The 22,292-nt window shown below is 50.2% G+C and carries 26 protein-coding genes and 1 pseudogene; 19 read left to right on the forward strand and 8 right to left on the reverse strand.

Features of this window, described 5'->3' with window-relative positions; all coding sequences use genetic code 11:
* Window positions 1–131: 131 nt before the first annotated feature.
* A pseudogene (gene tnpC, locus QWY27_RS06370) lies at window positions 132–749 on the forward strand (IS66 family transposase); the annotation flags it as partial.
* A 278-nt stretch (window positions 750–1,027) separates the two neighbouring features.
* Here the strand turns inward: tnpC and QWY27_RS06375 are convergent.
* From QWY27_RS06375 to QWY27_RS06385, 3 genes are read right to left on the reverse strand one after another with little or no spacing between them, the layout of a single operon-like run.
* Window positions 1,028–1,216, reverse strand: coding sequence for an addiction module antidote protein (locus tag QWY27_RS06375; protein ID WP_290195877.1), 189 nt, complete (start codon window positions 1,214–1,216; stop codon window positions 1,028–1,030).
* Window positions 1,209–1,556, reverse strand: a complete 348-nt coding sequence (locus QWY27_RS06380; protein WP_290195879.1) for a type II toxin-antitoxin system PemK/MazF family toxin — start codon at window positions 1,554–1,556, stop codon at window positions 1,209–1,211. Before QWY27_RS06380 ends, QWY27_RS06375 begins: the two co-directional genes overlap by 8 nt.
* On the reverse strand, window positions 1,553–1,795 hold the full coding sequence (locus QWY27_RS06385; protein ID WP_290195881.1) for an AbrB/MazE/SpoVT family DNA-binding domain-containing protein: 243 nt from the start codon (window positions 1,793–1,795) through the stop codon (window positions 1,553–1,555). The genes QWY27_RS06380 and QWY27_RS06385 overlap by 4 nt, the downstream gene beginning before the upstream one ends.
* 345 nt (window positions 1,796–2,140) lie before the next feature.
* Between QWY27_RS06385 and QWY27_RS06390 the strand changes: the two genes are divergently transcribed.
* The 11 genes from QWY27_RS06390 (at window position 2,141) to QWY27_RS06440 (ending at window position 11,410) form a co-directional block, all read left to right on the forward strand.
* Entirely contained in the window at window positions 2,141–2,581 is a 441-nt protein-coding gene (locus tag QWY27_RS06390) for a hypothetical protein (protein WP_290195883.1), read from the forward strand.
* A 427-nt stretch (window positions 2,582–3,008) separates the two neighbouring features.
* Window positions 3,009–3,404 (forward strand): helix-turn-helix transcriptional regulator, encoded by a 396-nt coding sequence (locus tag QWY27_RS06395; RefSeq protein WP_290195885.1) that lies wholly within the window; start codon window positions 3,009–3,011, stop codon window positions 3,402–3,404.
* A gap of 71 nt (window positions 3,405–3,475) precedes the next feature.
* The gene (locus QWY27_RS06400) at window positions 3,476–3,793 is read left to right on the forward strand and encodes a hypothetical protein (protein ID WP_290195887.1); all 318 of its coding nucleotides are present in this window, start codon (window positions 3,476–3,478) and stop codon (window positions 3,791–3,793) included.
* Between the two features lie 142 nt (window positions 3,794–3,935).
* Window positions 3,936–4,859, forward strand: a complete 924-nt coding sequence (locus tag QWY27_RS06405; RefSeq protein WP_290195889.1) for a Bug family tripartite tricarboxylate transporter substrate binding protein — start codon at window positions 3,936–3,938, stop codon at window positions 4,857–4,859.
* An 82-nt stretch (window positions 4,860–4,941) separates the two neighbouring features.
* Window positions 4,942–6,132: a CaiB/BaiF CoA transferase family protein gene (locus QWY27_RS06410; RefSeq protein ID WP_290195891.1), complete on the forward strand. Its 1,191-nt coding sequence runs from the start codon at window positions 4,942–4,944 to the stop codon at window positions 6,130–6,132.
* 26 nt (window positions 6,133–6,158) lie between these two features.
* A complete protein-coding gene (locus QWY27_RS06415; protein ID WP_290195893.1) occupies window positions 6,159–6,623 on the forward strand; it encodes a RidA family protein in 465 nt (154 codons plus the stop codon).
* A gap of 153 nt (window positions 6,624–6,776) precedes the next feature.
* On the forward strand, window positions 6,777–8,234 hold the full coding sequence (locus QWY27_RS06420) for an NAD(P)-binding domain-containing protein (protein WP_290195896.1): 1,458 nt from the start codon (window positions 6,777–6,779) through the stop codon (window positions 8,232–8,234).
* Complete coding sequence (locus QWY27_RS06425) at window positions 8,231–8,758, forward strand: CMD domain-containing protein (RefSeq protein WP_290195898.1); 528 nt, start codon at window positions 8,231–8,233, stop codon at window positions 8,756–8,758. Before QWY27_RS06420 ends, QWY27_RS06425 begins: the two co-directional genes overlap by 4 nt.
* Complete coding sequence (locus tag QWY27_RS06430) at window positions 8,755–9,342, forward strand: peroxidase-related enzyme (RefSeq protein ID WP_290195899.1); 588 nt, start codon at window positions 8,755–8,757, stop codon at window positions 9,340–9,342. The genes QWY27_RS06425 and QWY27_RS06430 overlap by 4 nt, the downstream gene beginning before the upstream one ends.
* A 22-nt stretch (window positions 9,343–9,364) precedes the next feature.
* Window positions 9,365–10,348: a Bug family tripartite tricarboxylate transporter substrate binding protein gene (locus QWY27_RS06435; RefSeq protein WP_290195901.1), complete on the forward strand. Its 984-nt coding sequence runs from the start codon at window positions 9,365–9,367 to the stop codon at window positions 10,346–10,348.
* 87 nt (window positions 10,349–10,435) lie between these two features.
* Window positions 10,436–11,410, forward strand: a complete 975-nt coding sequence (locus tag QWY27_RS06440; protein WP_290195903.1) for a tripartite tricarboxylate transporter substrate-binding protein — start codon at window positions 10,436–10,438, stop codon at window positions 11,408–11,410.
* Between the two features lie 17 nt (window positions 11,411–11,427).
* Here QWY27_RS06440 and QWY27_RS06445 read toward each other — a convergent pair whose 3' ends face one another.
* Window positions 11,428–12,180, reverse strand: a complete 753-nt coding sequence (locus QWY27_RS06445; RefSeq protein WP_290195906.1) for an IclR family transcriptional regulator — start codon at window positions 12,178–12,180, stop codon at window positions 11,428–11,430.
* Window positions 12,181–12,316: 136 nt separating this feature from the next.
* Here QWY27_RS06445 and QWY27_RS06450 point away from each other — a divergent pair, with 136 nt between their 5' ends.
* The 5 genes from QWY27_RS06450 to QWY27_RS06470 are packed head-to-tail and all read left to right on the forward strand — an operon-like array spanning window position 12,317 to window position 17,974.
* Entirely contained in the window at window positions 12,317–13,495 is a 1,179-nt protein-coding gene (locus QWY27_RS06450) for an acyl-CoA dehydrogenase family protein (protein ID WP_290195908.1), read from the forward strand.
* A gap of 5 nt (window positions 13,496–13,500) precedes the next feature.
* Window positions 13,501–14,721, forward strand: coding sequence for a CaiB/BaiF CoA transferase family protein (locus tag QWY27_RS06455; protein ID WP_290195910.1), 1,221 nt, complete (start codon window positions 13,501–13,503; stop codon window positions 14,719–14,721).
* Between the two features lie 50 nt (window positions 14,722–14,771).
* Entirely contained in the window at window positions 14,772–16,139 is a 1,368-nt protein-coding gene (locus tag QWY27_RS06460; RefSeq protein ID WP_290195912.1) for an MmgE/PrpD family protein, read from the forward strand.
* A gap of 1 nt (window position 16,140) precedes the next feature.
* On the forward strand, window positions 16,141–17,112 hold the full coding sequence (locus QWY27_RS06465) for a Bug family tripartite tricarboxylate transporter substrate binding protein (RefSeq protein ID WP_290195913.1): 972 nt from the start codon (window positions 16,141–16,143) through the stop codon (window positions 17,110–17,112).
* 10 nt (window positions 17,113–17,122) lie between these two features.
* Entirely contained in the window at window positions 17,123–17,974 is an 852-nt protein-coding gene (locus QWY27_RS06470) for a TauD/TfdA dioxygenase family protein (RefSeq protein ID WP_290195915.1), read from the forward strand.
* A gap of 62 nt (window positions 17,975–18,036) precedes the next feature.
* Here the strand turns inward: QWY27_RS06470 and QWY27_RS06475 are convergent, their stop codons facing one another.
* Entirely contained in the window at window positions 18,037–18,315 is a 279-nt protein-coding gene (locus QWY27_RS06475; protein ID WP_290195917.1) for a hypothetical protein, read from the reverse strand.
* A 68-nt stretch (window positions 18,316–18,383) separates the two neighbouring features.
* On the opposite strand from QWY27_RS06475, the gene QWY27_RS06480 reads away from it, so the two are divergent.
* Complete coding sequence (locus QWY27_RS06480) at window positions 18,384–18,662, forward strand: hypothetical protein (protein ID WP_290195918.1); 279 nt, start codon at window positions 18,384–18,386, stop codon at window positions 18,660–18,662.
* Window positions 18,663–19,138: 476 nt separating this feature from the next.
* On the opposite strand, the gene QWY27_RS06485 is transcribed toward QWY27_RS06480, so the two are convergent.
* The 3 genes from QWY27_RS06485 to QWY27_RS06495 form a co-directional block, all read right to left on the reverse strand.
* Window positions 19,139–19,672, reverse strand: a complete 534-nt coding sequence (locus QWY27_RS06485) for a c-type cytochrome (RefSeq protein ID WP_290195920.1) — start codon at window positions 19,670–19,672, stop codon at window positions 19,139–19,141.
* Window positions 19,673–19,728: 56 nt separating this feature from the next.
* A complete protein-coding gene (locus QWY27_RS06490) occupies window positions 19,729–20,973 on the reverse strand; it encodes a PQQ-dependent sugar dehydrogenase (protein ID WP_290195921.1) in 1,245 nt (414 codons plus the stop codon).
* A 139-nt stretch (window positions 20,974–21,112) separates the two neighbouring features.
* Window positions 21,113–22,054 (reverse strand): alpha/beta fold hydrolase, encoded by a 942-nt coding sequence (locus QWY27_RS06495; protein WP_290195923.1) that lies wholly within the window; start codon window positions 22,052–22,054, stop codon window positions 21,113–21,115.
* Between the two features lie 118 nt (window positions 22,055–22,172).
* Here QWY27_RS06495 and pqqA point away from each other — a divergent pair, with 118 nt between their 5' ends.
* Window positions 22,173–22,247, forward strand: a complete 75-nt coding sequence (gene pqqA / locus QWY27_RS06500; RefSeq protein WP_259660981.1) for a pyrroloquinoline quinone precursor peptide PqqA — start codon at window positions 22,173–22,175, stop codon at window positions 22,245–22,247.
* The last annotated feature ends 45 nt before the right edge of the window (window positions 22,248–22,292 follow it).

Here is a 22,292-nt window from a genome sequence, read left to right on the forward strand (position 1 = left end):
GATCTCCAAACGTTGGTTGGGAGATCAGAAAGCGCCAAAATTTATGTCATGTCAATAACCGGTGAATACTAGCGAACCTCTCTGCGTTCGGCTAGCGCCGCAACATAAATTTCGGCGCAACATAACCCGCAAAATGTTATGCACAACATTTTGCGGGTTACAACGCACTCTTTACCCAAGGCATTACCGAGCTTGGCTGTATGGCACATGCGCGGCGCAAGTTTCATGATCTGTATGAGGCCAACGGCAGCGAGATTGCCCAGCAGGCGCTGGTCATCATCGCTCACCTCTATGACATTGAGCGAGAGACCCGAGCACTCGAGCCAGATGAGCGATGGCGAATACGTCAGGCTAAGGCCAAACCCATCATGGAGAAGTTCCACGGATGGCTCACCCTGCAACGCAGCAAGGCAACCAACGGCACGGCGATTGCCCGAGCACTCGACTACACGCTCAAGCGCTGGGATGCATTGGTACGTTACCTTGATAACGGTCGGATCCCGATCGACAACAACCACGTGGAAAACCGGATTCGCCCGATTGCCATCGGACGCTCCAATTGGCTATTTGCTGGATCACTCAGAGCAGGTCAACGCGCAGCCGCTGCCATGAGCCTCATCCAGTCGGCCAAGCTCAATGGCCATGATCCGTTCGCATATCTCAAAGACGTGATGACTCGGCTACCCACGCAGCCTTACAGCCAGATCGCGGACCTTCTGCCACACAACTGGCAACCCCAGACCTTTTAACGCCTATGCGATGCTTGGTGTTCTGCAAAGTGTGGATGCGCTTGCCGATTGTTTCTGTTGGACTGATCCCGATAACAATCAACGAAGGTATTATCGTAGGCTTGATAAGAAATCCTGACCCGATGCTCGCATGATCGATGCAGAGCAACATTGAACCGGAAAGGTTTCGTCAAGTCACTACATGCGGCTTAGCTTAGCCGTCCCATGTATACCGAGCGCTTGCGTTAGCGCAAGCTTAGGATGCGAAGTCTGATACCCGCGCGAGCTTAATGAGCGATTCAGCTGTTCACTGCAAAGCGTGGTTTTTCAGCGATTTCCGGCATGCCTTTGGCACGAGCAACAACACCCTGTGCCTTAGCAATATATTCCGGGTCACCTGTCTCAAAAGCATCAGCCATGAAAAACGCGATCTCTTCGTCATCGACCAGCGCAAAAGCAGGATCGTAGGTCGTCAGTTTCTCAGTCATCCTCAAATACAGCCACCAGGCAATCCAGAACCTCTTGCATGACTGGTACCGGCGCTTTTTCCACGAACTTGGCTTTACGAGCCGCCCAATCCAAACTTTTCAATTGATGCACATGAACTGAGCCATCGGTTCGCAACCCCTGTCCCATCAGTGAAACTAGAAAACCGGCTTCTCTAGCCACATGTGCGGCACCACCAGAGATTGGACACACCATGGCAAGCTTGAACTTCGCGTTAAATGACTTTGGTGACACCACCAAGCAAAAGTGATTGCCGATCATCTCTTTGCCGGTCGCCGGGTCAAACTGCAGGTGCAGAATGTCCCCACGGCCAGGCGTCAAAGCTCAGCCCCAACGGCTTGCATTTCATCCCAACCCTCTACTCGACCAGCATCTGACGGCGTAGCTGCGAGCAATTCAGCCAGGGTCTTACGCTTGCGGCCAGGCTTGACCTTTAACTCAGCGCCATTAATATCCACTGAGACACACGAACCCGCGTCCAAGCCATTTTGCTCAGCATAAGACGGTGGGATGGTCATAATTAACGAACCACCTGATTTGCGAAGGTAAGCGTTTAACATAGTTAACTCCAATTGTTTTACAAATGTACAACATCCAGGGTTAACTGGCAAGCTCAATTGCCAGCAATTGCCGTTCTCGGTGGGGCAAATGGCGGGTTTGCTGCGTAGGCTCAATGAGGGTCAAACCTTTTGCCAAGGCAAACGTGGCAACTGTGCACGGACACCAAATAACTAGTCGAAAATACAAGAGAGCAAAACATGTCTTGAATAGGTCAAAATGCACGTCGCGCCAAAACGACGTATTTATCGGAATTTATGTGTAAACAGTGCTCAGTAGTTAAAAAAGGGGATTAGTTTCAAAAAATCAGACACCAATCAAACGGAGCATGTGCTACTGTTTGAGTCATGAACGAAGACCTAATCGCCGCGCAACGTCGCGAATTACTCGTCAAAGCCATTGACCGCCTAACGCAGGGTGATCGTACTGCCTTTGGCCGACGTCTGGGAATGAAAGATGGGGCTTACGTGCGCCAAATGCTCAGTGGCTCCCGCGCCATTTCTGAGAAAACCATCCGACATATTGAGAGCATCCCCGGGATGGGTGGTTGGTTCACCCAAGCCGAAGGCGATCAGCCGCCACCTCTGGCGCCATTGCCTATCACTAAAATCAACCCAAGCGACGTTGCCAGTCGCTATCACGTTGCCCCAACCTCGGCGCAACGCATTATCGAGCTCGTGCTGCGCCAACCCAATGAGGAAGTTCCCTCGTGGGCAACGCCGGCGCTGTTATCAATCGTCGCAGCCAGCCTGCTCCTAGCCCAAGAAAACGATAAAAGTCTAGGCTAGTACAAGCCTCAACGACCCACCACCGCTTACGCACCTCCACTTTTGGCTACGCCGAGTTGCCAATGCATCCCTCATTTGCAGGCCATTTGTGATAATTGCGCCGAATGATCATATTAATAGTTGATGAATAACGTATCATTTGATACTATTTATTCACGCTCTTTAACAATCAACGATCGATGAACATCACGCCCTGCCCTTTGTGGCACGCGATTGCGTGACTACCTGCACGGCACCTGGGTAGAAGCAAAACAGGTGAAATCCATGCGTTTACCACCGACCTCTTGCGCGAGGTTTTGTACGGTGATTGGCGCACGGGGTCGGCACTCAGGGATGAGAGCCGCGCCAGTAATCAGCCGATGGCGTCGTAATCGAGCTGAAGACAGCGGGAGAAGACCGCACAACGAAGCATCAGCGAGGTGAGGGCTTGTCCCACACTTCGCTCGCTGTACTTTCACAACTCGCCGCCAGCATGCTCCGGGCACTTCGAGCAGCTAGTAGCAAAGAGATGAATCGAATGACAACGACTGCCTCCGATCTCAACTACGCCGAACTCGCGCGACAGATTGCCGCGAGAATGTCACCCGAAGCATTGTTAAGTGCGGAAGATGTGGGTGCCATGCTCGGCTACCCCGCCAGGTACATTCGCGAAACCATCGCACTTGCACCTGGATTTCCAATCGCCATCCGTCTCAAACTGGATACTGATGGCAAACGTAGCAACCCACGGTGGAGACGCACCGACATTGAGAAATGGGTTACAGACCATCTTTCACAGCGTCGACTGCGCGGTGGCCGACCACGTCAACAGACCCTGATGTGACGGCAAAATCGACACCATGTCAAAAACGGGCATACAAGACCAGTCTGACCTGCTTTTCCAGATTGTCCCTGTTGCGCCCTGCTGACACCGAAGTGAAATTTTGCATGGGGAAGATTGTTTTTTCCCCAAACTCGCGCAAAGCCTTTATTCATGCGGCTTTTGTGTCCGGCCCCGGGCACCAACGTATTAAGTCTGTATTCAACGGCCATCAAATCATTGTCTCCATTAGAGACAATCACCCACAGCACTCCCCCCTTCAAAACTCAAACCATCGCTTCACTTTCTGTGAACTGCGCGCGCCATTCTTTCTCGTTCTTCATGGCTTGAACATACAAGGACCACTCGCCAAAAATTGGCGGAAGATCATGATCGAATTTGAAGAAAAGTAATGATTGACAGGAAGAAATCAGACTGTTACGTTGAATCGGACAATAAATTTATATAAAAAGTCGCGCTAGTTTTTTAGTTTAAAAAATTAAGGCTGGAGACAAAATGAGGAATCTAATACTTAAGTTTTTGAGTATATGTTTTTTGCTGTTTTCACTCCCTACCTATGCAAATTCCTACCCAAACAAAACGATAAAAATTGTTGTGCCGAATGGACCGGGTGGAGGAACAGATACTTTTAGCCGGATCATTGCAGAAAAATTAAGCATTGCGCTTGGGCAGCCGATTGTTATTGAAAACAAACCTGGCGCGCAAGGAAATATTGGTACAGAATTTGTAGCGAAAGCAGAACCAGATGGCTATACGTTGTTGTTAGCCTTCACGAGTACATTCTCTGTCAATCCCTTCACGTATCCCGATCTTAAATACAATCCACTCACAAACTTCCAGCCCATCATTTTGGGAGTTTCGCAGCCTTATTTAGTCGTCACAAGCCCGAACGCTCCCTATCAATCGCTCAAGCAGCTCGCAGATTATGCAAAGAAAAATAACAAGGAGATCACTTTTTCATCGACTTCCTCGCAAACGGAGCTGATCGGCGTCTTGTTCCAAATGCTGACTGGTACGCGCATGCTCTCAATCCCTTACAAAGGAGCCGGTGCCGCCATCACAGATGCCTCTCGGGGTGAAGTCGATGTCATGTTTGCCAGCCTCCCCGCATCCATTCCACTCGTACAGGCAAACAAGCTCAAACCATTGGCAATCACCGGGAACAAAAGAATAACGACACTTCCCGACGTCAAAACAGGAATAGAGTCGGGGTATGCTGATTTTGATGTGTCAGGTTGGTATGGCTTTGTCGCACCTGCCAATACGCCACCTGCAATCATTCAAAAATTAAATACCGAAATTAATAAAATTTTGCAAATGCCAGACGTCAAATTAAGTCTGGACAAACTAGGCTTCAATCCAGAGGGTGGAACATCTGCTGAATTCGCCAAGCTCATTGCAAGTGATTACTCCCGTTGGGAGAACGTTGCAAAAAATAAATCGAAATTGAAAAACTAATCTCTTGCAAAGTCTTTGCTAAACACTGGCCTATCGATTGTTTAGAAGAAGCATCTTCGCAACTTCCGGAATTTCGACTGTGATGAATGATAAAAAAGATCTATTGGCAGGCGTTCGAGTCCTTGATTTGACACGATTGCGATCAGGTCCAACTGCTGTCAGACAACTGGGAGATTGGGGAGCGGACGTCATAAAAATCGAATCTCCTGAGGCCCTGGGCGTGAGTGATGGGTGGGGAGATGCCAGACTCGGTGCTGACTTTCAAAACCTACACCGGAATAAACGTAGCATCACACTCAATTTAAAAGACCACAGAGGGATTGAAATATTTAAAAAACTCGTCGTGGATGCGGACGTTGTGGTGGAAAATTTCCGTCCTAACGTTAAACACAAACTCGGCATTGATTATGAGTCGTTAAAGAAAATCAACCCCAAACTGATCTATGCAAGTGTTTCAGCTTACGGCCAGGACGGTCCCTATTCAACACGGCCGGGGTACGATCAAATCGTGCAGGGAATGGGTGGCTTGATGTCGGTCACGGGCCTGCCAGGTCAAGGTCCCGTCAGGGCTGGATTTTCAGTCGCAGACTCGGCGACGGGTCTGTATTGTGCTTTGGGGATTATGGTTGCCTTATTCAACCGGGAGAGAACTGGTGAAGGTGCGTGGATTCATACTTCACTGCTGGAGTCCATCATTGCCTTGTCAGATTATCAAGCTGCACGGTGGCTTGTTTCAAAAGAAATTCCGGAGCAAGCTGGCAATGATCACCCCACTTCCATCCCAACAGGAGTTTTCTCTACTGCTGACGGCTATATCAATATTGCCGGAGCCGGCGCGCAGCAAATGTGGGAGAGATTATGCAAAGCCATTGATGCCGAGTATTTGCTGAGTCGTGAGGAATATAAAACGGGTCCTCTCCGCTCAAAAAATAGGAAAGCACTATCGCAAGATTTGAATGACGTGCTACGAAAAAAAACATCCGCCGAGTGGATAGAAATTCTATCGAATGGGAATGTAGCCTGCGGTCCCATTTATAGGATGGATGAGGTTTTCTCTGATGTTCAGACAAAACACTTAAAAATTGCTCACCCCGTATCCCATCCCGTTTTAGGTGAAATTGAATTAGTCGGTCAGCCTATTACTTTTTCAAACAGCCAATTTCAAATCAAGAACGCCACGCCGAATCGAGGCGAACATAATTACGACGTATTGATGAAATACGGATACACCAAAGAAGAACTTGATCATTTTGCCGAGCAAATGGTGATTTAAATTTTCAGGAACTTAAGGAAAGAGAGATGACACCCGAACAACGTTTGAAACATTTAGGTCTGGAACTACCTGAAGTCGCCACGCCTATCGCGAACTTCGTCATGTGGCGACGGGCGGGCTCACTCTTATATCTTTCCGGGCAAGGTCCCCGCAAACCTGATGGCAGCGTCGTCGTTGGCAAACTTGGGCTGAATCGCTCCGTAGAGGAAGGCTACGCCGATGCACGACAAATCGGCTTACAGATCCTGGCAACGATACGTCAAGCAGTTGGTTCACTTGATCGCGTAGAGGCAGTCATCAAACTATTGGGAATGGTGAATGCTGAACCAAACTTCGGCGAACATCCCAAAGTCATCAACGGTTGCTCCGATCTGTTGGTGGAGGTGTTGGGAGAGGCTGGCAAACATGCACGCTCCGCCGTTGGCATGGGATCCTTGCCTGGTGGCATGACTGTTGAAATAGAGGCCATCATTCAGATTAAAGCTCCTTGATTGCCTTGCAACCAAGCCAGCTCGATATCGAGCTGGAACGACCGTCTGAATCTATCTCATTACCCATTTACTTATAAAGAAGAAAGATTTGCCTTTATATTGAGAGGTAAGACACAATTAGTAACAAAACGCTTTCTCTCGGTAAATCGACAAATGCAAAAGCCTCCCCACACCGGCCTTGATGCGCTCGAAGCTAGACTTAAACAAGACTTGGCATGGCTAGAGCTTCCAGCAAAACCATGGGTAATTAGCAAAACCATTGCTGGCACCCCCTGTATTGAGGTCGCTGTTATTGGCGCCGGGATGGCGGGATTGACTGTTGGTACGGCCCTGACTCACCTTGGCATCAAGCCCGTTCTGTTTGACCGCGCAAAAGCGGGCCTGGAGGGCCCCTGGGTGACGACGGCGCGCATGGAGACCTTGCGCTCCCCCAAACAACTGACAGGACCCGCACTTGGCCTGCCCGCACTGACTTTCCGTGCGTGGTACGAAGCTCAATATGGTCAAGAGGCCTGGATAGCACTCGATAAAATTCCACGCACGCAATGGATGGACTACCTGCGCTGGTATCGCAAAGTCAATGCACTCGATATTCGTAATGAACACGATATTTTGAAAATCACACCGCGCGCCGATCAACTGGTGGAGCTGATTGTTAAAAGTCCCTCCGGCGTTGAAACCCTCTTGGCTCGCAGAGTGGTCATCGCCTCCGGTCGCGATGGTCTGGGAGGACCTTCTTTACCTGACTTCACCTATCAAATACCCGCTCAGTTGCGCGCACACTCATCTGACCCTTTGGATTATCACACTCTAAAAAATAAACGCGTTGGGGTGATAGGCGCCGGGGCTTCAGCCATGGATAGTGCGGCCACGGCCTTGGAGTGTGGCGCGGCCAGTGTGGACATGTTGATCAGACGCGCTGATATTCCCAGGGTCAACAAAGGAAAAGGAGCCGGCAATCCTGGTTTGACGCATGGACACGCCGCACTACCTGACGAGTGGAAATGGCGGATACGCCATTACATCAATGTGCAACAAGTCCCTCCCCCACGCGGCAGCACGCTGCGCGTCTCCAAACATGCGAACGCCAGATTCAACATAGGCTGTCCGATCGAGAAAGTCTGGGTCGACACGGATCGAACGATCAACCTAAAAACGCCAAAAGGGGTGTTTGAGCTCGATTTTTTAATCTTTGCAACAGGCTTCAAAATTGACTGGCTCGCAAGACCTGAATATGCGGTCCTCGCTTCCCATCTTCGCGCATGGGGCGATCGTTACACGCCTCCTCCAGGTCAAGAAGACCGAGAACTTTCAGACTCACCAGATCTTGGTCCAAACTTTGAATTGCAGGAAAAAATTTCCGGGAGTTGCCCGGGGCTGGACCGCATACATGTTTTTTGTTATCCGGCCGCGCTTTCTCATGGAACTGTTTCGGGCGACATTCCCGCCATTAGCGATGGCGCAAAAAAACTGGCTCACGGCTTGGCCAGTCTTTTCTATAGAGAAGACGTTGAAACGCATTTTGAAAATATCAAAAACTTTGCCGAACCTGAAATTTTGGGTGATGAATGGTCGCCGGCACCACCACTAACCTTGCAGGAAAATGTATGACAAACCCTCCCGCTTCTGCCCCGCAACAAGACACACTGGATCGTATCCTTGGTCTCACGCCAGGGTCCCTTGCTTTTGAGACGCGCCACCAGCGCGCAAAAGTGGTGGATGCCACGCAAGCTAGTGAAGATCTTTTACTCGGTGCTCCAATCGAAGGCCTGCCTATGAGCGATCGCTTGCTGGTTGCTTTGCTTGCCTGCGCCCTCACGCCTTCTCCGGAACTCAGTGCTGAATATGCGCGTCGATTACATGCATTGAATGTTCCGGCGTCACTGATTGAGTCTGTCTCTCAAGGCATGATCGAGCAGATTCAAGATACTCGACTCAAGCAAATATTATCTTTCACCAATACGCTGATAACAGAGCCGATCAAAGCTGATAAGCAAGCCTTGCTGACACTCCAGGCATCAGGTCTGACCACACCGCAAATCACCGCGCTCGCACAATTAATTGCCTTTGTATCCTATCAAGTCAGAGTTTCAGCCGGCCTGAAAGCACTTAAAACATTCGGAGCGCAATCATGAGTGAAGTGATTCGTATCAAGGGTTTTACAAACGAAACGCTCGACTGGAAAGCCTGGTTGGATGTAGTGGACATCAATCAAGCCACGCCAGAGCAAATTGAAATCCTGGAAGAGAGTCATCCAAAAGCCAAGGTGTCCGACTACTACTTATTTCTTGCGCACCAGCCAGAAATACTTCGGCAGCGTTCGGCGGCCTTTAATGCGATCATGTATGCCCCAGGCGGCATGCCACGCGCCGAACGCGAACTATCCACCGCGGTCGTGTCGCGTATCAATGGATGTGTGTATTGTGCATCCGTCCACGCGCAACGCTTTGAGCAACTTGCCAAGCGCACAGACGCAATCAAGCAAGTCTTTGAAGACCCACGCACAGCCGGTACGACTGCGCGTGAACAAGCGATTGTTCAATTCAGTATCGCGTTGACTGAACAGCCGGACAAAATTTGCGCCCAGAGCATTCAAACACTTAAAGACGTGGGTTTGTCTGAATCTGAAATCCTCGATCTTATTCACTCGGTCGCCATTTTTGCTTGGGCAAATCGCTTGATGCTCAATTTAGGCGAGCCTGTATTTCCATCCGCTTGACGTCCACCATCAGGAGACATCCATGCAATCAGGTATCCAAAAACTGTCAGCCGCCCTGCTCTTTGCGGCCGCATTGACCACATCCGCCTCTGCACAAACCTGGCCAGAAGCAGGCAAACCCATTCAAATCACGGTGCCTGCTCCAGGTGGAGGCGGCACAGGCGACACGATTGCACGGATGCTGGCCGAGCAACTTGCCGCGCGACTCAAGACCAATGTCATTATTGAAAACAAACCCGGTGCCAATGGCAATATCGGCGCCGCAGCTGTCGCAAAATACGCGCCTGATGGTTATCGCTTTCTATTTTCCTGGGCAGGCACGCTCGCCGTGAGTCCAAAGCTCTACACCACACCGGGTTTTGATTCACAAAAAGATTTTGATCCCGTCGCATTGATCTGTGATGTGCCAAATATTCTTGTGGTCAATAATGGTCAACCGGTTAATACACTGCAGGAGTTCGTCAACTTCGCAAAAAACAATCCAGGCAAACTGAACTTTGGATCGACAGGAATCGGGAGCTCCATGCATTTGGCGGGCGAACTATTCATGACGCAGACAGGCGCAAAAATGGTTCACATTCCTTATAACGCGCCTGGCACAGCCACAACCAATATGATCGCGAATGACATTCAATTGATGTTCCAGCTAGTACCTGGTATCGCAGGACAGGTCAAAGCCGGCAAAGTGAAGGCTCTGGCGATTTTGTCTGACACGCGCTCCCCGGCTTTGCCAGATGTCCCCACTACCAAAGAGCTTGGCTTTCCAAAGTTGCAGTCCTCGACCTGGTTTGCCCTTCTTGCTCCAAAGGGCACACCTGCCGCGATTGTCGAGAAGATGAACAGCGAGATTAATCAGATTTTGAAAGATACTGAATTTCAGAAAAAACTTGCCGCGATTGGCGCCACACCACTCGGTGGCACTTCTCAACAATTAGCCAGTCATCTGAGTGCGGAGCTTGATAAGTGGGGTGGCGTCATCCAAGCAGCGGGTATTAAAGCCCAGTGATCAAGACGCAGTCACCAAGACTGTCTCCTCATCTGAAAATGCTGCATAATCATTTAAAACATGCATTCCATCAATGAGGAGACAAGATTGAAAAAAGCTTTAGCTCGATTGGCACAAGCTTGCATTGCTTTGATGTTTGGCACAGTGGGGACCGGATCAGTAGCTGCTGAAGCGACACTTCCATCAACCATCAAAATCGTCGTTCCTTTTACGACGGGAGGCAGCAATGATATTTTTGCCAGGGCGTTCGCCGAACAGCTCGGCACCAAGCTCGGTGTCACCGTTATTGTTGACAACAAACCGGGCGCCGGCGGTGTGGTCGGCGCAGCAGAGGTAGCACGCGCCAAGCCCAACGGGGGCACTCTGCTTTTTAGCTCAAACTCTTTTGTCACTCGCGCTGCAGTAGATACCAACCTACCTTTTAATCATCGCACTTCCTTTGCGCCAGTTGCGATTGTGGCTCAAGGTGCGCTTTTGCTTGTTGTAGCCAATCACACTCCTTATAAAACGACTGAGGATATGATTCGCTCGGCCTCAAACAGTCAAGTCAATTACGCGACCGCCGGCATTGGATCGATCGCCCATCTGAGTACCGAGCTGATGAACTCAATGGCTGGCATCCAAATGACGCATATTCCTTACAAAGGTATCTCACCTGCACTCACAGATATGGTGGGTGGGCGCGTCGAGGCACTGATCGCTACACCTGCTTCTGTGGGTGGGGCCCTGCGCGCCAATCAAGTTCGACCCATCGCGGTGACGACATCGACCCCATCCCCTTTCTATCCAGAGTTGCCTTCAATGGCTCAGGCCATCCCAGGTTATTCGGTCGATGTCTGGTGGGGATTTTTAGCACCCGCTCTCACACCACAGCCAATTGTTGAGCGTTTAAACAAAGCGATCAACGAAGTCGCACAGTCACCAAAAATGGCAGAGATATTTTCCAAAGAAGCCGCAACACCCTACATCATGTCGGCCAAGGATTTTGGTCAATATATGAATCAGGAACTGGATAAATGGCAAAAAGTCGCCAAAGAACGGAACATCAAGCTCACTGATTAAGACCGAGTGCGGAAGTCTTATTTCTTTGCAAAGCTGATTTTAGTTGTGTGCTTATAAGGGGGCTCAAAGACGGCGGGATCGCCCCCACACTTTTTTGTGATAGCTGCCGCGGCATTCATCACCATGGGCAGAAACTCCTTGAACACCTTTCGATCAAAACGAAAGACCGGCATGCCCAGTGAAATCGAACAAATCAGCTTTTGCTTCGGTCCGAACACTGGGCATGCGATCGCGGCGGCCTCGGATCCGCGCTCAGAAAGAGACACTGCGTAATAGCTCTGCCTAATAATGTCGAAACGCTCTCCCTGTTCACCCGAAAAAGCCAACAGAACTTTTCCGGCAGCGCCCTTATCCAACTCGACTCGCTCACCTTCCCTGACGTGCATGCGAACGGCTCTTGGCTGAACCATGCGGTGCAAACAAATCCTGTCATTTCCCTCCCGAATATACACAGCTGCGGTTTCTTTAGTATCCCGCACCAGCGTCCTCAACACAGGCGCCGCGTAATCCCAAATACGGAATGTTTCTTGATAAAGCATGCCCAGATAGAAAGGCGTAGCACCCAACATGAAGCGACCGTCAGGAAGGCGATTGATAAATCCAGCGTGTTCGAGAGATTCGCACAAGCGAAGAATCGTGCTGTGATACAGACCAGTCGCCGCCGAAATTTCCGCCAATGTCATGCCCTCGACACTTTTATCGAAAGCCAGCAGAATGGAGAGCGCCCGATTGACGGCCGCAACACCCGGTTCCTTTTTCTTAATGACCATACTTAAACCTCAGAATTCAAAATAGACAAGCATTCTATTTTTGATATGATAGGTCATCATTGTACAAATCAACTATTCACTCATTTTATTCAGCATAGATTGAATTAAGTTTTCAGATTAATAATTGGAGAAAGAAATGGATCTGCAAGCGTGCGCCGATGGACTCGATAGTGATGAAGTCATGATTCAGGATTTGGTTGCAAAATTTGTCGACCAAGAATTGATGCCTCTTGAATCCGCCATCTTGGAGCGCGAAATCCAGGGCCAGCATCTTGCACTGACTAAAGAAGAGGAAGCCCCCTTACTGGCCAAATGCAAAGAGCTAGGCCTTTGGGCACTCGACGCGCCCGAAGAGTATGGCGGTGCGGGTCTCTCAAGCGTCACACTGATGGCATTGAACGAGGAAATCGGACGCACGGTTACCCCTTTCTCGTTTCCACCCGACTCACCGAATTTGCATATGCTGATGGCAACCGCCACAGAGAGTCAGAAAATCAAATATCTCGAACCATACGCTGCTGGCACAGCCAAATCAGGCATCGCGATCTCGGAGCCAAACGCGGGAGGCGACCCATCGGGCATGATCACGCGCGCAGAGCGAGACGGTGATTCCTGGGTGATTAACGGTCGCAAAATCTGGGTGAGCCGGATGAAAAGCGCTGACTTTACCGTTGTCATGGCACGCGTCGGCCAAGGTAAGCGCCACGAGGGTATTACCGCATTTATCGTTGATCGCGGCACACCTGGTTTCAATGTTTTACGTGAAATCCCCATGCTAGCTGGTCACAGAACATATGAGATCGCCTTCGAAGACTGTCGCATCCCTGCTGAAAACTTGCTCGGTACGATCGGCGAAGGGTTTGCTCCGATGCAGCTGCGCTTGAATATTCGCAGACTGCAGATGGGTGCATGGTGCATTGGCATGTGCCGCAGGGCGCTTGAAATGATGAGTACGCACGCGAAGCAACGCGTCACATTTGGATCGCTACTCTCGGATCGTCAAGCCATTCAATGGTGGATCGCCGATGGTGCCACCAAGATGCATGCCTGCCGCTTGATGGTGCGCGATGCTGCACGCAAACTCGACCTCGGCCAGGATATCCGGACCGAAGCCTCAATGATCAAGGTTTACGCTACTGAATTAGCTTCAGAGGTTCTTGACAATGCGATGCAAACTTTTGGGGCAATGGGCGTCACCAAGGAGCTTCCTCTCCATTTGATGGCGCAAAAGACACGTGTCATGCGCGTCTATGAAGGACCAAGCGAAGTCCATCGCATGTCGATTGCCAAGAAAATTTTAAAAACGGTTAAGTAAATCGAATGACTCCCACTTCCCCTCACCACACGAACAGCAAGCCCCTTGAAGGCATCACGGTCATAGACCTGACGCAAATTTATCAAGGTCCTTATGCCACGTTTTTGATGGCCAAAGCAGGCGCGACAGTGATCAAGGTCGAACCTATTTTAGGTGAACCGTCCAGGATTCGCGCCAAGGTGAGTGGGGGTGCTTCGCTCCCGATGGCCATGCTTAATGTCAATAAAAAAGGCGTGACGCTGAACCTCAAAAGCGAGAAAGGCAAAGCGCTTTTCAAAAGATTGATCGCTGATGCAGATATCCTTGTTGAAAACTTCACGCCTGGCGTGATGGATCGTTTAGGTGTGGGCTGGAACGTTCTACATCAAATCAATCCAAAACTCATTTATGGATCCGGGACTGGTTACGGACTGTCGGGTCCCGATAAAGACAATCAGGCGATGGATGTCACAATACAGGCGTCCTCAGGTGTCATGAGTGTCACAGGCGATCCGGAAGGTCCTCCTCTTCGCTCGGGTTCTTCTTTTATTGATTTTTTGAGCGGCGTGCATCTTTATGCAGGCATTATTACCGCCCTGTTTGATCGCACCCGCACAGGTATCGGCAGACTAGTCGAAGTCTCCATGCAAGAAACCGCTTACCCGACTTTGGCTTCCAATATTGGACTGGTCTACCGAAGCAATGGCAAAGTCCCTCAACGTGTCGGTAACCGCCATGGCGGCCTGGCACTTGCCCCTTACAACGTGTATGAGGCTAAAGACGGACATATTGCGATCGTGTGCGCCACTGAAGACCATTGGGTCAAGATTCTGAAATCGATGGGTCGCGATGACTTGATCAAGGATGAGCGCTTTTCGACAAATAAAGTTCGTGTCGAAAACATCAAACGCACAGACGACTTTGTTGAAGCATGGACGCGTACCATCACGAGAGCCGAGCTATTTAAACTCAGTAAGGAATTTGGTTTTCCAGCGGCGCCTGTTCGTGATTTGATAGAGGTCATGCACGATCCGCACATGCACGCGCGCGGTCAACTCGAATGGTTTGACGATCCCGATCTCGGTCGCGTTGTCCTGCCCTCGAGTCCGCTCATTATTCACGGCACAGCGCGCGTCAAAACAGTTGCAAGTCCGGCTTTGGGCCAACATAATGAAGAAATATACGGCGAGAAATTAGGCTTGAGTCCTCAAGAAATACAGGCTCTCAAGTCTGAGGGCGTCATATGACCACCCATTTTTTCTAACGCCATCCACAAGACACCAAGGGAGACAAGACGATGAAAACAATACTAGAAACCTTTGCGGAACACTTTTCAAGCGCAACGTTCGAGCAGTTACCGCCTGAGGTGGTTGAAAAAACCAAACTTCTCATCGTGGACTATCTTGGCGTCTCTATTGCCGGCCTGAAAATGGATTTTCCACGCATGACAATTGATTATCTCCAGGGTCTCGAAGGAGTGACCCAATCAACACTCATGGGAGCATCACGCAAGGTCCCCGCCATTCATGCCGCCTTGGGGAATGGTGTAGCCGGTCACGCACTCGACATGGATGATGGATTTCGTTATGGGGGCGTTCACGCAGGCGTTGCGGTCATTCCTGCCGCACTTGCGGTGGCTGAATCACTTAACCTGGATGGAAAAAAACTGATTCTTTCCATCGTGTGCGGCTACGAAATCGTTAACCGCATCTCCAAGGCAATGAACCCGTCGCATTTGGGACGCGGCTTCCATACGACGGGGACTATTGGTGTGCTTGGCGCAGCTGCAGCCTGCGGCGTGCTCTTCGGTCTCAACAAAGAGCAAATGGCCAGCGCACTTGGCATGGCCGCACTTCAAAGTGCCGGCTTGCTCGAAATTTTGAATGATGGCGCCATGGTCAAGCCTCTGCATCCTGGCAAGGCCGCAATGGGCGGCGTGCTGTCAGTTGAGCTCGCCAAGAGAGGCGCTAAAGGACCAATGACCGCCCTCGAGGGCGAGAAAGGTCTTTTCAAAGCGATGGCGGACAGCGTTAACACGGACGGTCTCTTCGACGGGCTTGGTAAAGACTTTTACATCATGGGTCAGTACATCAAGTTTCATGCGGCGTGCCGTCATATCCACCCAGCGATCGACGGCTTGCTCGACATCATGCGCAAAGAAAATATTTCCTATCAGGAAATTGATGCTTTAAATGTCACCACATACCCCGTCGCAATCAGCTTTTGCGGAACCAGCGTATTGCCTGAAACGGCCGAGGCCGCAAAGTTTAGTCTGGCCTCATCCTGCGCGATGGCAGCTTTCTACGGAGATGCCGGAGAGGAGCGATATTCAGTAGATACCGTACAGAATCAAGAAATAAAAAATCTTGCTTCGCGCGTGACAAGCAGTGCTAACACTCGCTGGGCTGAATCCTATCCACGTGAACGTGGTGCAAACGTCGAATTAAGAACAACTTCGGGACAGAAATTTTCAACCGAAATCCCTCTTTCCAAAGGCGAACCGGAAAACCCGGCAAGCGATGAGGATTTCATTAGGAAGTTCAAGCAAAACTCCGCTTCCCAGTCCGAATCACTCACCAAGGAAATTCTCGATACGACTCTCGCAATAGACGCTCGCAAGGTTCAGGAACTGACTGCTTTGCTCGGTAAACTTCAGGGGCGCTAACATGAAGAAGGCTTTCGCATCGATCATCCAACGACTGCTTTGCCTCTTATGTTTACTCTCAACGCCTTTAGTATGGGCGGCCTTTCCTGATAAACCTGTCACCTTGGTGGTCCCTTTCGCCCCAGGCGGTTCAAATGACATCGTTGCCAGGCAACTTGCCAAGCAGCTCACGGCACAATGGGGACAACCTGTCATCATTGAAAATAAACCAGGCGCAGGAACGGCTATTGGTGCTGCCTATGTGGCTAAACAGCGAAACGATGGCTATACCCTGCTTGTCGCGTCTTCAACATTCACGATGGCGCCCGCTGTCAACTCAAAACTACCCTTTGATCCAGTCAAAGACTTCACGCCGATCGCGATGATAGGCGAGGTGCCTTTGGTGCTCGCAGCCAAACCCAATGCGCCTGGCAAGGATGCGACAGAGTATTTTGAATATCTCAAACGCACGCCGCGTTTGAATTATGGTGCGACAGGTGTGGGCAGCATTCAGCACTTTGCCGGTGTCATGCTGTCTCAAGCGCTTGGTAACGACATGGTTGCTGTTCAATACAAGGGCGGAGGTCCCGCCATGACAGACACTATGGGTGGTCACATCGAGTTTTCCATTGGCAGCATGACCCAAGTGCTCCCACAACTTAGAAACGGTACCTTACGTGGCATTGCTGTCACCAGCACTCAGCGTTCTGATGCGGCACCCGACCTGCCGACTTTTCAAGAAGCGGGAATCAAGAATTACGAGATTCAGCAATGGTGGGGACTGCTCGGACCCGCCAACGTCGATCCCAAGATCCAAGCCTTCATCAATACCTCTGTCAATCAAGCGTTGAAGTCGGAAGAGTTGATTAAGTTTTTAGCAACGGATGGCGGCAAAACAAAGCCGATGAGTGTTGCGGACTTTACAAGTCTCGTCCACGACGGATTGAAACGCTGGGCCGAGATCGCCAAAACAACCGGTATCACCGCTCAATAACGAGATCATCATGCCCTTGACTGTTCAACCCATCCGTCCCGAGTTTGGGGCAGAGATATCGGGCATCAATTTATCGATGCCTATCTCTGTGGATATCAAACAAAAACTGAATGATTTGCTTGCGCAGTACGCCGTCCTTGTCTTTAGAAACCAGTCACTTTCACCACCTCAGTTTATGTCCGCAGCTGAAATTTTCGGTGAGTTGATGGATCAGCAACTTAAAAAATATGTGTTGCCTGATTATCCGATGGTCGGCTGCAATTCCACCGATGATTTGCCGAGAAAAAATGGCAAGCTTCAAGTGCGTGGTGAAAACTACCACACAGATCACTCCAACGAACATTGTCCTCCTAAAGCGACGACTCTGCATGCCTTGAGAATTCCTCCTACTGGTGGCGACACGCAGTTTGTTGACGTTCGACAAGCCTATGATGACCTGCCAGCCGAAATCAAAAAAAAGTTGAAGGGTCTGTTTTCCTTGCACGTTCATCAAAGCAGCCGCAGCCCGCGTGAACTCACTAAACTCAGCCCTGAAGAGTTGGCAAAGATTCCCACTGCCTTGCAGCCTCTTGTCATCAGTCATCCCGGCAACAATCGTCCCGCACTGTATCTCAATACGGGTCGCATGGAAGGTATAGAAGGGATGGACCCTGATGAGGGCTACGCATTGATTCAAGATCTGTACAACCATGCGACCGATGCGCGATACGAATATCGCCACAAGTGGCGCGAAGGCGACATGGTGATCTGGGACAATCAGGCTGTCATGCATCAGGCGAATGCAGATTATGATCCCGAGCAAAAGCGTTTTCTTTATCGCTTAATGATCAAAGGTGTCGCGCTCACCCCAGCACTCACCTGAATACGTTGACGATTAAAAAAAAGGACAGCCGAGGCTGTCCCAAATTCTCTTAGCGGAGAAAATTACTTTGCGTCTGCCACGCATTTTTTGATGGATGCATCTTTCGCAGCGCCATACAGAGGCTTGCCATCTTTACTCAGAGCCTTTGCTTCGCAAGCAGCCGCCTTGGACGAGACGCCTGACTCACGTTCACACTTCTGCATGAAAGACGTCTTTGCCGCGCCTGCGAGTGGCTTACCGTCTTTGCTCACCGCTTTCGCCTCGCAACCGGACGCGCTTGTCTGTGCGTAAGCAGGAACGATCAAGAGCGATGCGAATAAGGCCAGAACTAATTTTTTCATCTGATTCTCCGTGTTTTAATATTGACTTGCGTTTTAAAACTCTCTTGCACTACCCTTAAAAGATACTCATGCTCACAAGAAACACATGGATCGTCTGCTCGTTGATGAGCTTTGCCATCCAGTTCGATAAGGCCATTCGCGCGCAAACTCTCGATCCTGTTTCGCTCGGTATCGCACTCTTAATGGGATTGATCATGGGTGCGGGTTGGGCCTTCGTAGCCGGCTGGATTCGTGTCAAACTCATACCGAGTCTGGCAGACGAACAAGCGCGTAATATTCAATTAGGGTTTGGCGTTCTTTTCCTGTTGATGATTATCGGTTTGACCTACCAGGCTTTCTGGCACTAAAACATTCGATGTTTGCTTCAGGTTGGATTTTTTTGCATCCAACCACTCTGACTGTATGTATGTCACCCTGTGATCCGCCATCCGATGATCATCATCGTTAAAACTCTGCATTAACGGCACGGTGATGATGAAGCCAAGAGCAATCAACGCGAGACATGAAATATTCAGGCCGCGTGAAGAACATAAAGCACTCATCCTCTTGCCGAACCAGGATTGGTCGACTGCGTGCAAATCATTAATATTGTTGGCTATTTCGGTACTCACAGAATGGGCTTGCGCTACATATGATGCGGCACCCAAAAGCACTTATTGCAAGGCTTCAAGCACCAGCTTTTTAAAAAACACATTCATGGTGCGTGCTATGGAAAATAATTGCAAGGAATTATTAGATTTTTATTGTTTTTTATAATTCAAATGGATTATTTATTAGGTATGAAAGTACTGAAATTTGATTCTATCGTGATAAAAAATAAAAACTATGGCGTGAGTCTAGCCAGATAATAAGAAATATCTTGCAAGTCTTGATCCGATACTCCGTAAACCGAGGCTGCCATATTCGAATCTCGACCCACAGCCTGATTGTTTTTGAATTGCTGCATGCTCAGCAACAAATAATCTTCGCGCTGACCGGCGAGTCTTGGAATCTGATCGCGCCCAAGATAGCTGGGCAGATGACAGATGCCGCAACGCATGCCCTCAGCAAGTTTTCCACCCCGCGCGAAAACCTCAGCATCTTTATCGGGCGGTACGGGTGCCAGCGGCTGATCTGCATAAAACTGAGCGAGCTGCGTGATCTCCGCGTCAGATACTCCGTCCAAAACACCTTTCATCGAGGGAATGTCCCGCACACCTTCGCGAATCAGCACAAGCTGATTTTCAAGAAATAATTTTGGTTGCGCCGCCAAAGATGGAATCCCTTTTAACTGCGAGTTTCCATCAGCACCGTGACAACTCGCGCACAGCGCCTGGCGCTGTGCGGAGATTTGTGCCAATGCGGCGGGAGCTGCCATCCAGGCGGCTCCCATCAAAACAACTGCACGTACAACAGACCACATTTGCATGGAGATTACTTGCTGTATGTCACACGGTAGATGACGCCGTTTTGCTCATCAGAAACCAAGAGCGAACCGTCCTTCATCTGATGCAAATAAGCGGGACGACCCCACCATGACTGATCGGCATCATTCATGAAACCAGTCATGAACGGCTCGACTTTTGCATTTTTTCCATCAGCATCCGCACGCACAGTCACCACATCAAAACCAATTTTCTTGGTGCGGTTCCATGAGCCTTTGCGAGCGTTGAACATGACGTTCTTGTACTCGGCAGGGAACATGTCGCCTGTGTAGAACTTGACACCCATCGTCGCGGCATGAGGTCCCATCAGAGCGACAGGCGGCTCAACACCCGCACAAGCATCAGCTTTTTTCACGTCAGGATCTGCGATCTTGCCTTCATGGCAATATGGAAATCCATAATTAGCCTTGAGCTTGAGTCGATGCATCGTATCGTTTGGTGTGTCATCGCCCATCCAATCACGACCGTGGTTGCTGAACCAAAGCTCTTTTGTCACAGGGTGCCAATCAAAACCAACGGTGTTACGAATGCCTGTTGCCAGGACTTCCATACCGGAGCCGTCCGCGTTGTAGCGACGGATCTGTGAATACTCGGGGGTGGGAAGCTCGCAGATATTGCAAGGTGCGCCGAATGGAACATATAACTTACCGTCCGGCCCAAACGCTACGTATTTCCAATTGTGGTGTGGGAGCGGAGGGAAGTTGAACTTTGCAGACAAGTCCACAGGGGTTGCGTTGGGGTTTTTCGCGATGTTATCGAAACGTAAAACCTTGTCCACGGACACAACATACAACGCACCGTCTTTAAAAGCGGCTGTCGGCTGGTTCAGCTTGTCGACCACCACGCGCGAAGTGCGCTCCTTGCCATTATCGGTAACCTCGTAAATACGACCCAAGGCTCGAGTACCAACGTAATACTTGCCGCCCTCACCTTCCGTGATCGCCCGACCACCAGGGATGCCGTCGGCCCACACCTCAACCTTGAATCCAGGGGGCAGCTTGATCTTGTCGATTGGCACATCGGCCGCTTTGGTGGCAACCAGTTTGCCTGGCAGAGGCGCCAGCGTTGAATTTGCCATAGATGCTGGCATGCCTTGCTTCCATGCTGGTGGCGGTGCAGCAGCAGGTGCAGCGGGCGCCGCAGATGCAGCAGGTGCGGGGGTCTGCGCTTGAGCAGACATTCCAAAAGCCAAGGCCAAACCCAGGCCGCTAATAGCGCGCAAGTAATTGTTCACAGTCGTCTCCGTGACGTTTGATGTTTAAACGAGCTCATCTTTTTTTAACTACTCAGGAATATTACATACAAATGCATGATTGGGGAATTGTTTTATGCTCAACTTGCACAGGGTCAAAAAGCCCGAGCAGTTAAGATGGTCATTCTTGGCGCCACAGCGCGATTTCCTCGAACGTAGCCGCCAACATCCCGGGATCTGTCAAATCATGGCCGCTTCCGGCGACCTGCACAAGCTTTGCGTGGGGTGCCACACGCTGAATCGCCAAGCTATTTTCAACCGGGCACAGCGCGTCCAACTCACCATGCACCAAGACCAGAGGAATCTGCTCCAAAGCACGGGATCGGGACAAAATATCCTGATCCACAAAGCAATGATGAAATAAGTAATGGCTTTGAACACGATAACGCGCAATCAGAGCTGCATCATCAAATGCGCTGAGTGGCGGGGCTTGCATAGGATGAACATTCATCGCTGCCTCATAAGCAGCCCAGGCATGGGCCAATCGCGTCTGCCTCTGGACATCCTGCTCTTGGCAAAAGACCCGGTAACCATATTCCAAAATCGTCAGGTTGATATGCGTCGGCACAAGATTTTTCAAGACATGCCAGCGTGCCTGACATGCCTGTGGAGGATGCTCCATAAAATTTTCAATCTCTGCCCAAGTACACAAAAAGGGGCTGCGCAGCAGCATGCGATCAACGTGCGCGGGATACGTCTGCGCATAGAGCAAAGCAAGCGCGCCTCCCCAAGAGCCACCCACCACGCTCCATCTAGAAACGCCAAGATGCATACGCAGACGCTCTATATCAGTGATTAATTCTGCAGTCTCATTCTGCAAAATCGCACCGCTAGGCCGGCTACGTCCACAGCCGCGCTGATCAAACTGAATCACCCAGAATAAAGCCGGATCAAAGAAGCGGCGATGCAATGGACTCGCTGAGCTGCCGGGCCCACCATGCAACCAGACAACAGGCCGACCCTCGGGATTACCACTAGTTTGCCAATGTATTTCATGACCACCCCCGACCGCCAACCACCCTTGCTTAAAAGGTTCTACTGCCGGAAATAGCTTAGTTTTCATGTGGTTAACAATTATTAAAAGTTGATAGATGAAATCCTATGGATTCTATATACTCGTGGTTAATGCCAATCAAGGCGTTTGTCAGACCCTTCGTCAATCGTACTTTCAGGAGACCGCTATGAAATGGGAAACACCATCAGCAATCGATCTGCGTTTTGGTTTTGAAATCACAATGTACATCGCCAATCGTTAATCGTTATTCAAAAGGCCGAGACAGATTTCTCGGCCTTTCTTCTTT

Origin of the sequence: Zwartia vadi, from assembly GCF_030410375.1 — a bacterium.
Lineage (GTDB): Bacteria > Pseudomonadota > Gammaproteobacteria > Burkholderiales > Burkholderiaceae_B > Zwartia > Zwartia vadi.

Bases quoted from the DNA above. Each gene is read 5' to 3' on its own strand.
- QWY27_RS06375 (WP_290195877.1), bottom strand. From the start codon at position 1,216: ATGACTGAGAAACTGACGACCTACGATCCTGCTTTTGCGCTGGTCGAT.
- QWY27_RS06385 (WP_290195881.1), bottom strand. From the start codon at position 1,795: ATGTTAAACGCTTACCTTCGCAAATCAGGTGGTTCGTTAATTATGACC.
- QWY27_RS06390 (WP_290195883.1), top strand. From the start codon at position 2,141: ATGAACGAAGACCTAATCGCCGCGCAACGTCGCGAATTACTCGTCAAA.
- QWY27_RS06410 (WP_290195891.1), top strand. From the start codon at position 4,942: ATGAATGATAAAAAAGATCTATTGGCAGGCGTTCGAGTCCTTGATTTG.
- QWY27_RS06415 (WP_290195893.1), top strand. From the start codon at position 6,159: ATGACACCCGAACAACGTTTGAAACATTTAGGTCTGGAACTACCTGAA.
- QWY27_RS06420 (WP_290195896.1), top strand. From the start codon at position 6,777: ATGCAAAAGCCTCCCCACACCGGCCTTGATGCGCTCGAAGCTAGACTT.
- QWY27_RS06425 (WP_290195898.1), top strand. From the start codon at position 8,231: ATGACAAACCCTCCCGCTTCTGCCCCGCAACAAGACACACTGGATCGT.
- QWY27_RS06430 (WP_290195899.1), top strand. From the start codon at position 8,755: ATGAGTGAAGTGATTCGTATCAAGGGTTTTACAAACGAAACGCTCGAC.
- QWY27_RS06435 (WP_290195901.1), top strand. From the start codon at position 9,365: ATGCAATCAGGTATCCAAAAACTGTCAGCCGCCCTGCTCTTTGCGGCC.
- QWY27_RS06445 (WP_290195906.1), bottom strand. From the start codon at position 12,180: ATGGTCATTAAGAAAAAGGAACCGGGTGTTGCGGCCGTCAATCGGGCG.
- QWY27_RS06450 (WP_290195908.1), top strand. From the start codon at position 12,317: ATGGATCTGCAAGCGTGCGCCGATGGACTCGATAGTGATGAAGTCATG.
- QWY27_RS06455 (WP_290195910.1), top strand. From the start codon at position 13,501: ATGACTCCCACTTCCCCTCACCACACGAACAGCAAGCCCCTTGAAGGC.
- QWY27_RS06460 (WP_290195912.1), top strand. From the start codon at position 14,772: ATGAAAACAATACTAGAAACCTTTGCGGAACACTTTTCAAGCGCAACG.
- QWY27_RS06465 (WP_290195913.1), top strand. From the start codon at position 16,141: ATGAAGAAGGCTTTCGCATCGATCATCCAACGACTGCTTTGCCTCTTA.
- QWY27_RS06470 (WP_290195915.1), top strand. From the start codon at position 17,123: ATGCCCTTGACTGTTCAACCCATCCGTCCCGAGTTTGGGGCAGAGATA.
- QWY27_RS06475 (WP_290195917.1), bottom strand. From the start codon at position 18,315: ATGAAAAAATTAGTTCTGGCCTTATTCGCATCGCTCTTGATCGTTCCT.
- QWY27_RS06480 (WP_290195918.1), top strand. From the start codon at position 18,384: ATGCTCACAAGAAACACATGGATCGTCTGCTCGTTGATGAGCTTTGCC.
- QWY27_RS06485 (WP_290195920.1), bottom strand. From the start codon at position 19,672: ATGGCAGCTCCCGCCGCATTGGCACAAATCTCCGCACAGCGCCAGGCG.
- QWY27_RS06495 (WP_290195923.1), bottom strand. From the start codon at position 22,054: ATGAAAACTAAGCTATTTCCGGCAGTAGAACCTTTTAAGCAAGGGTGG.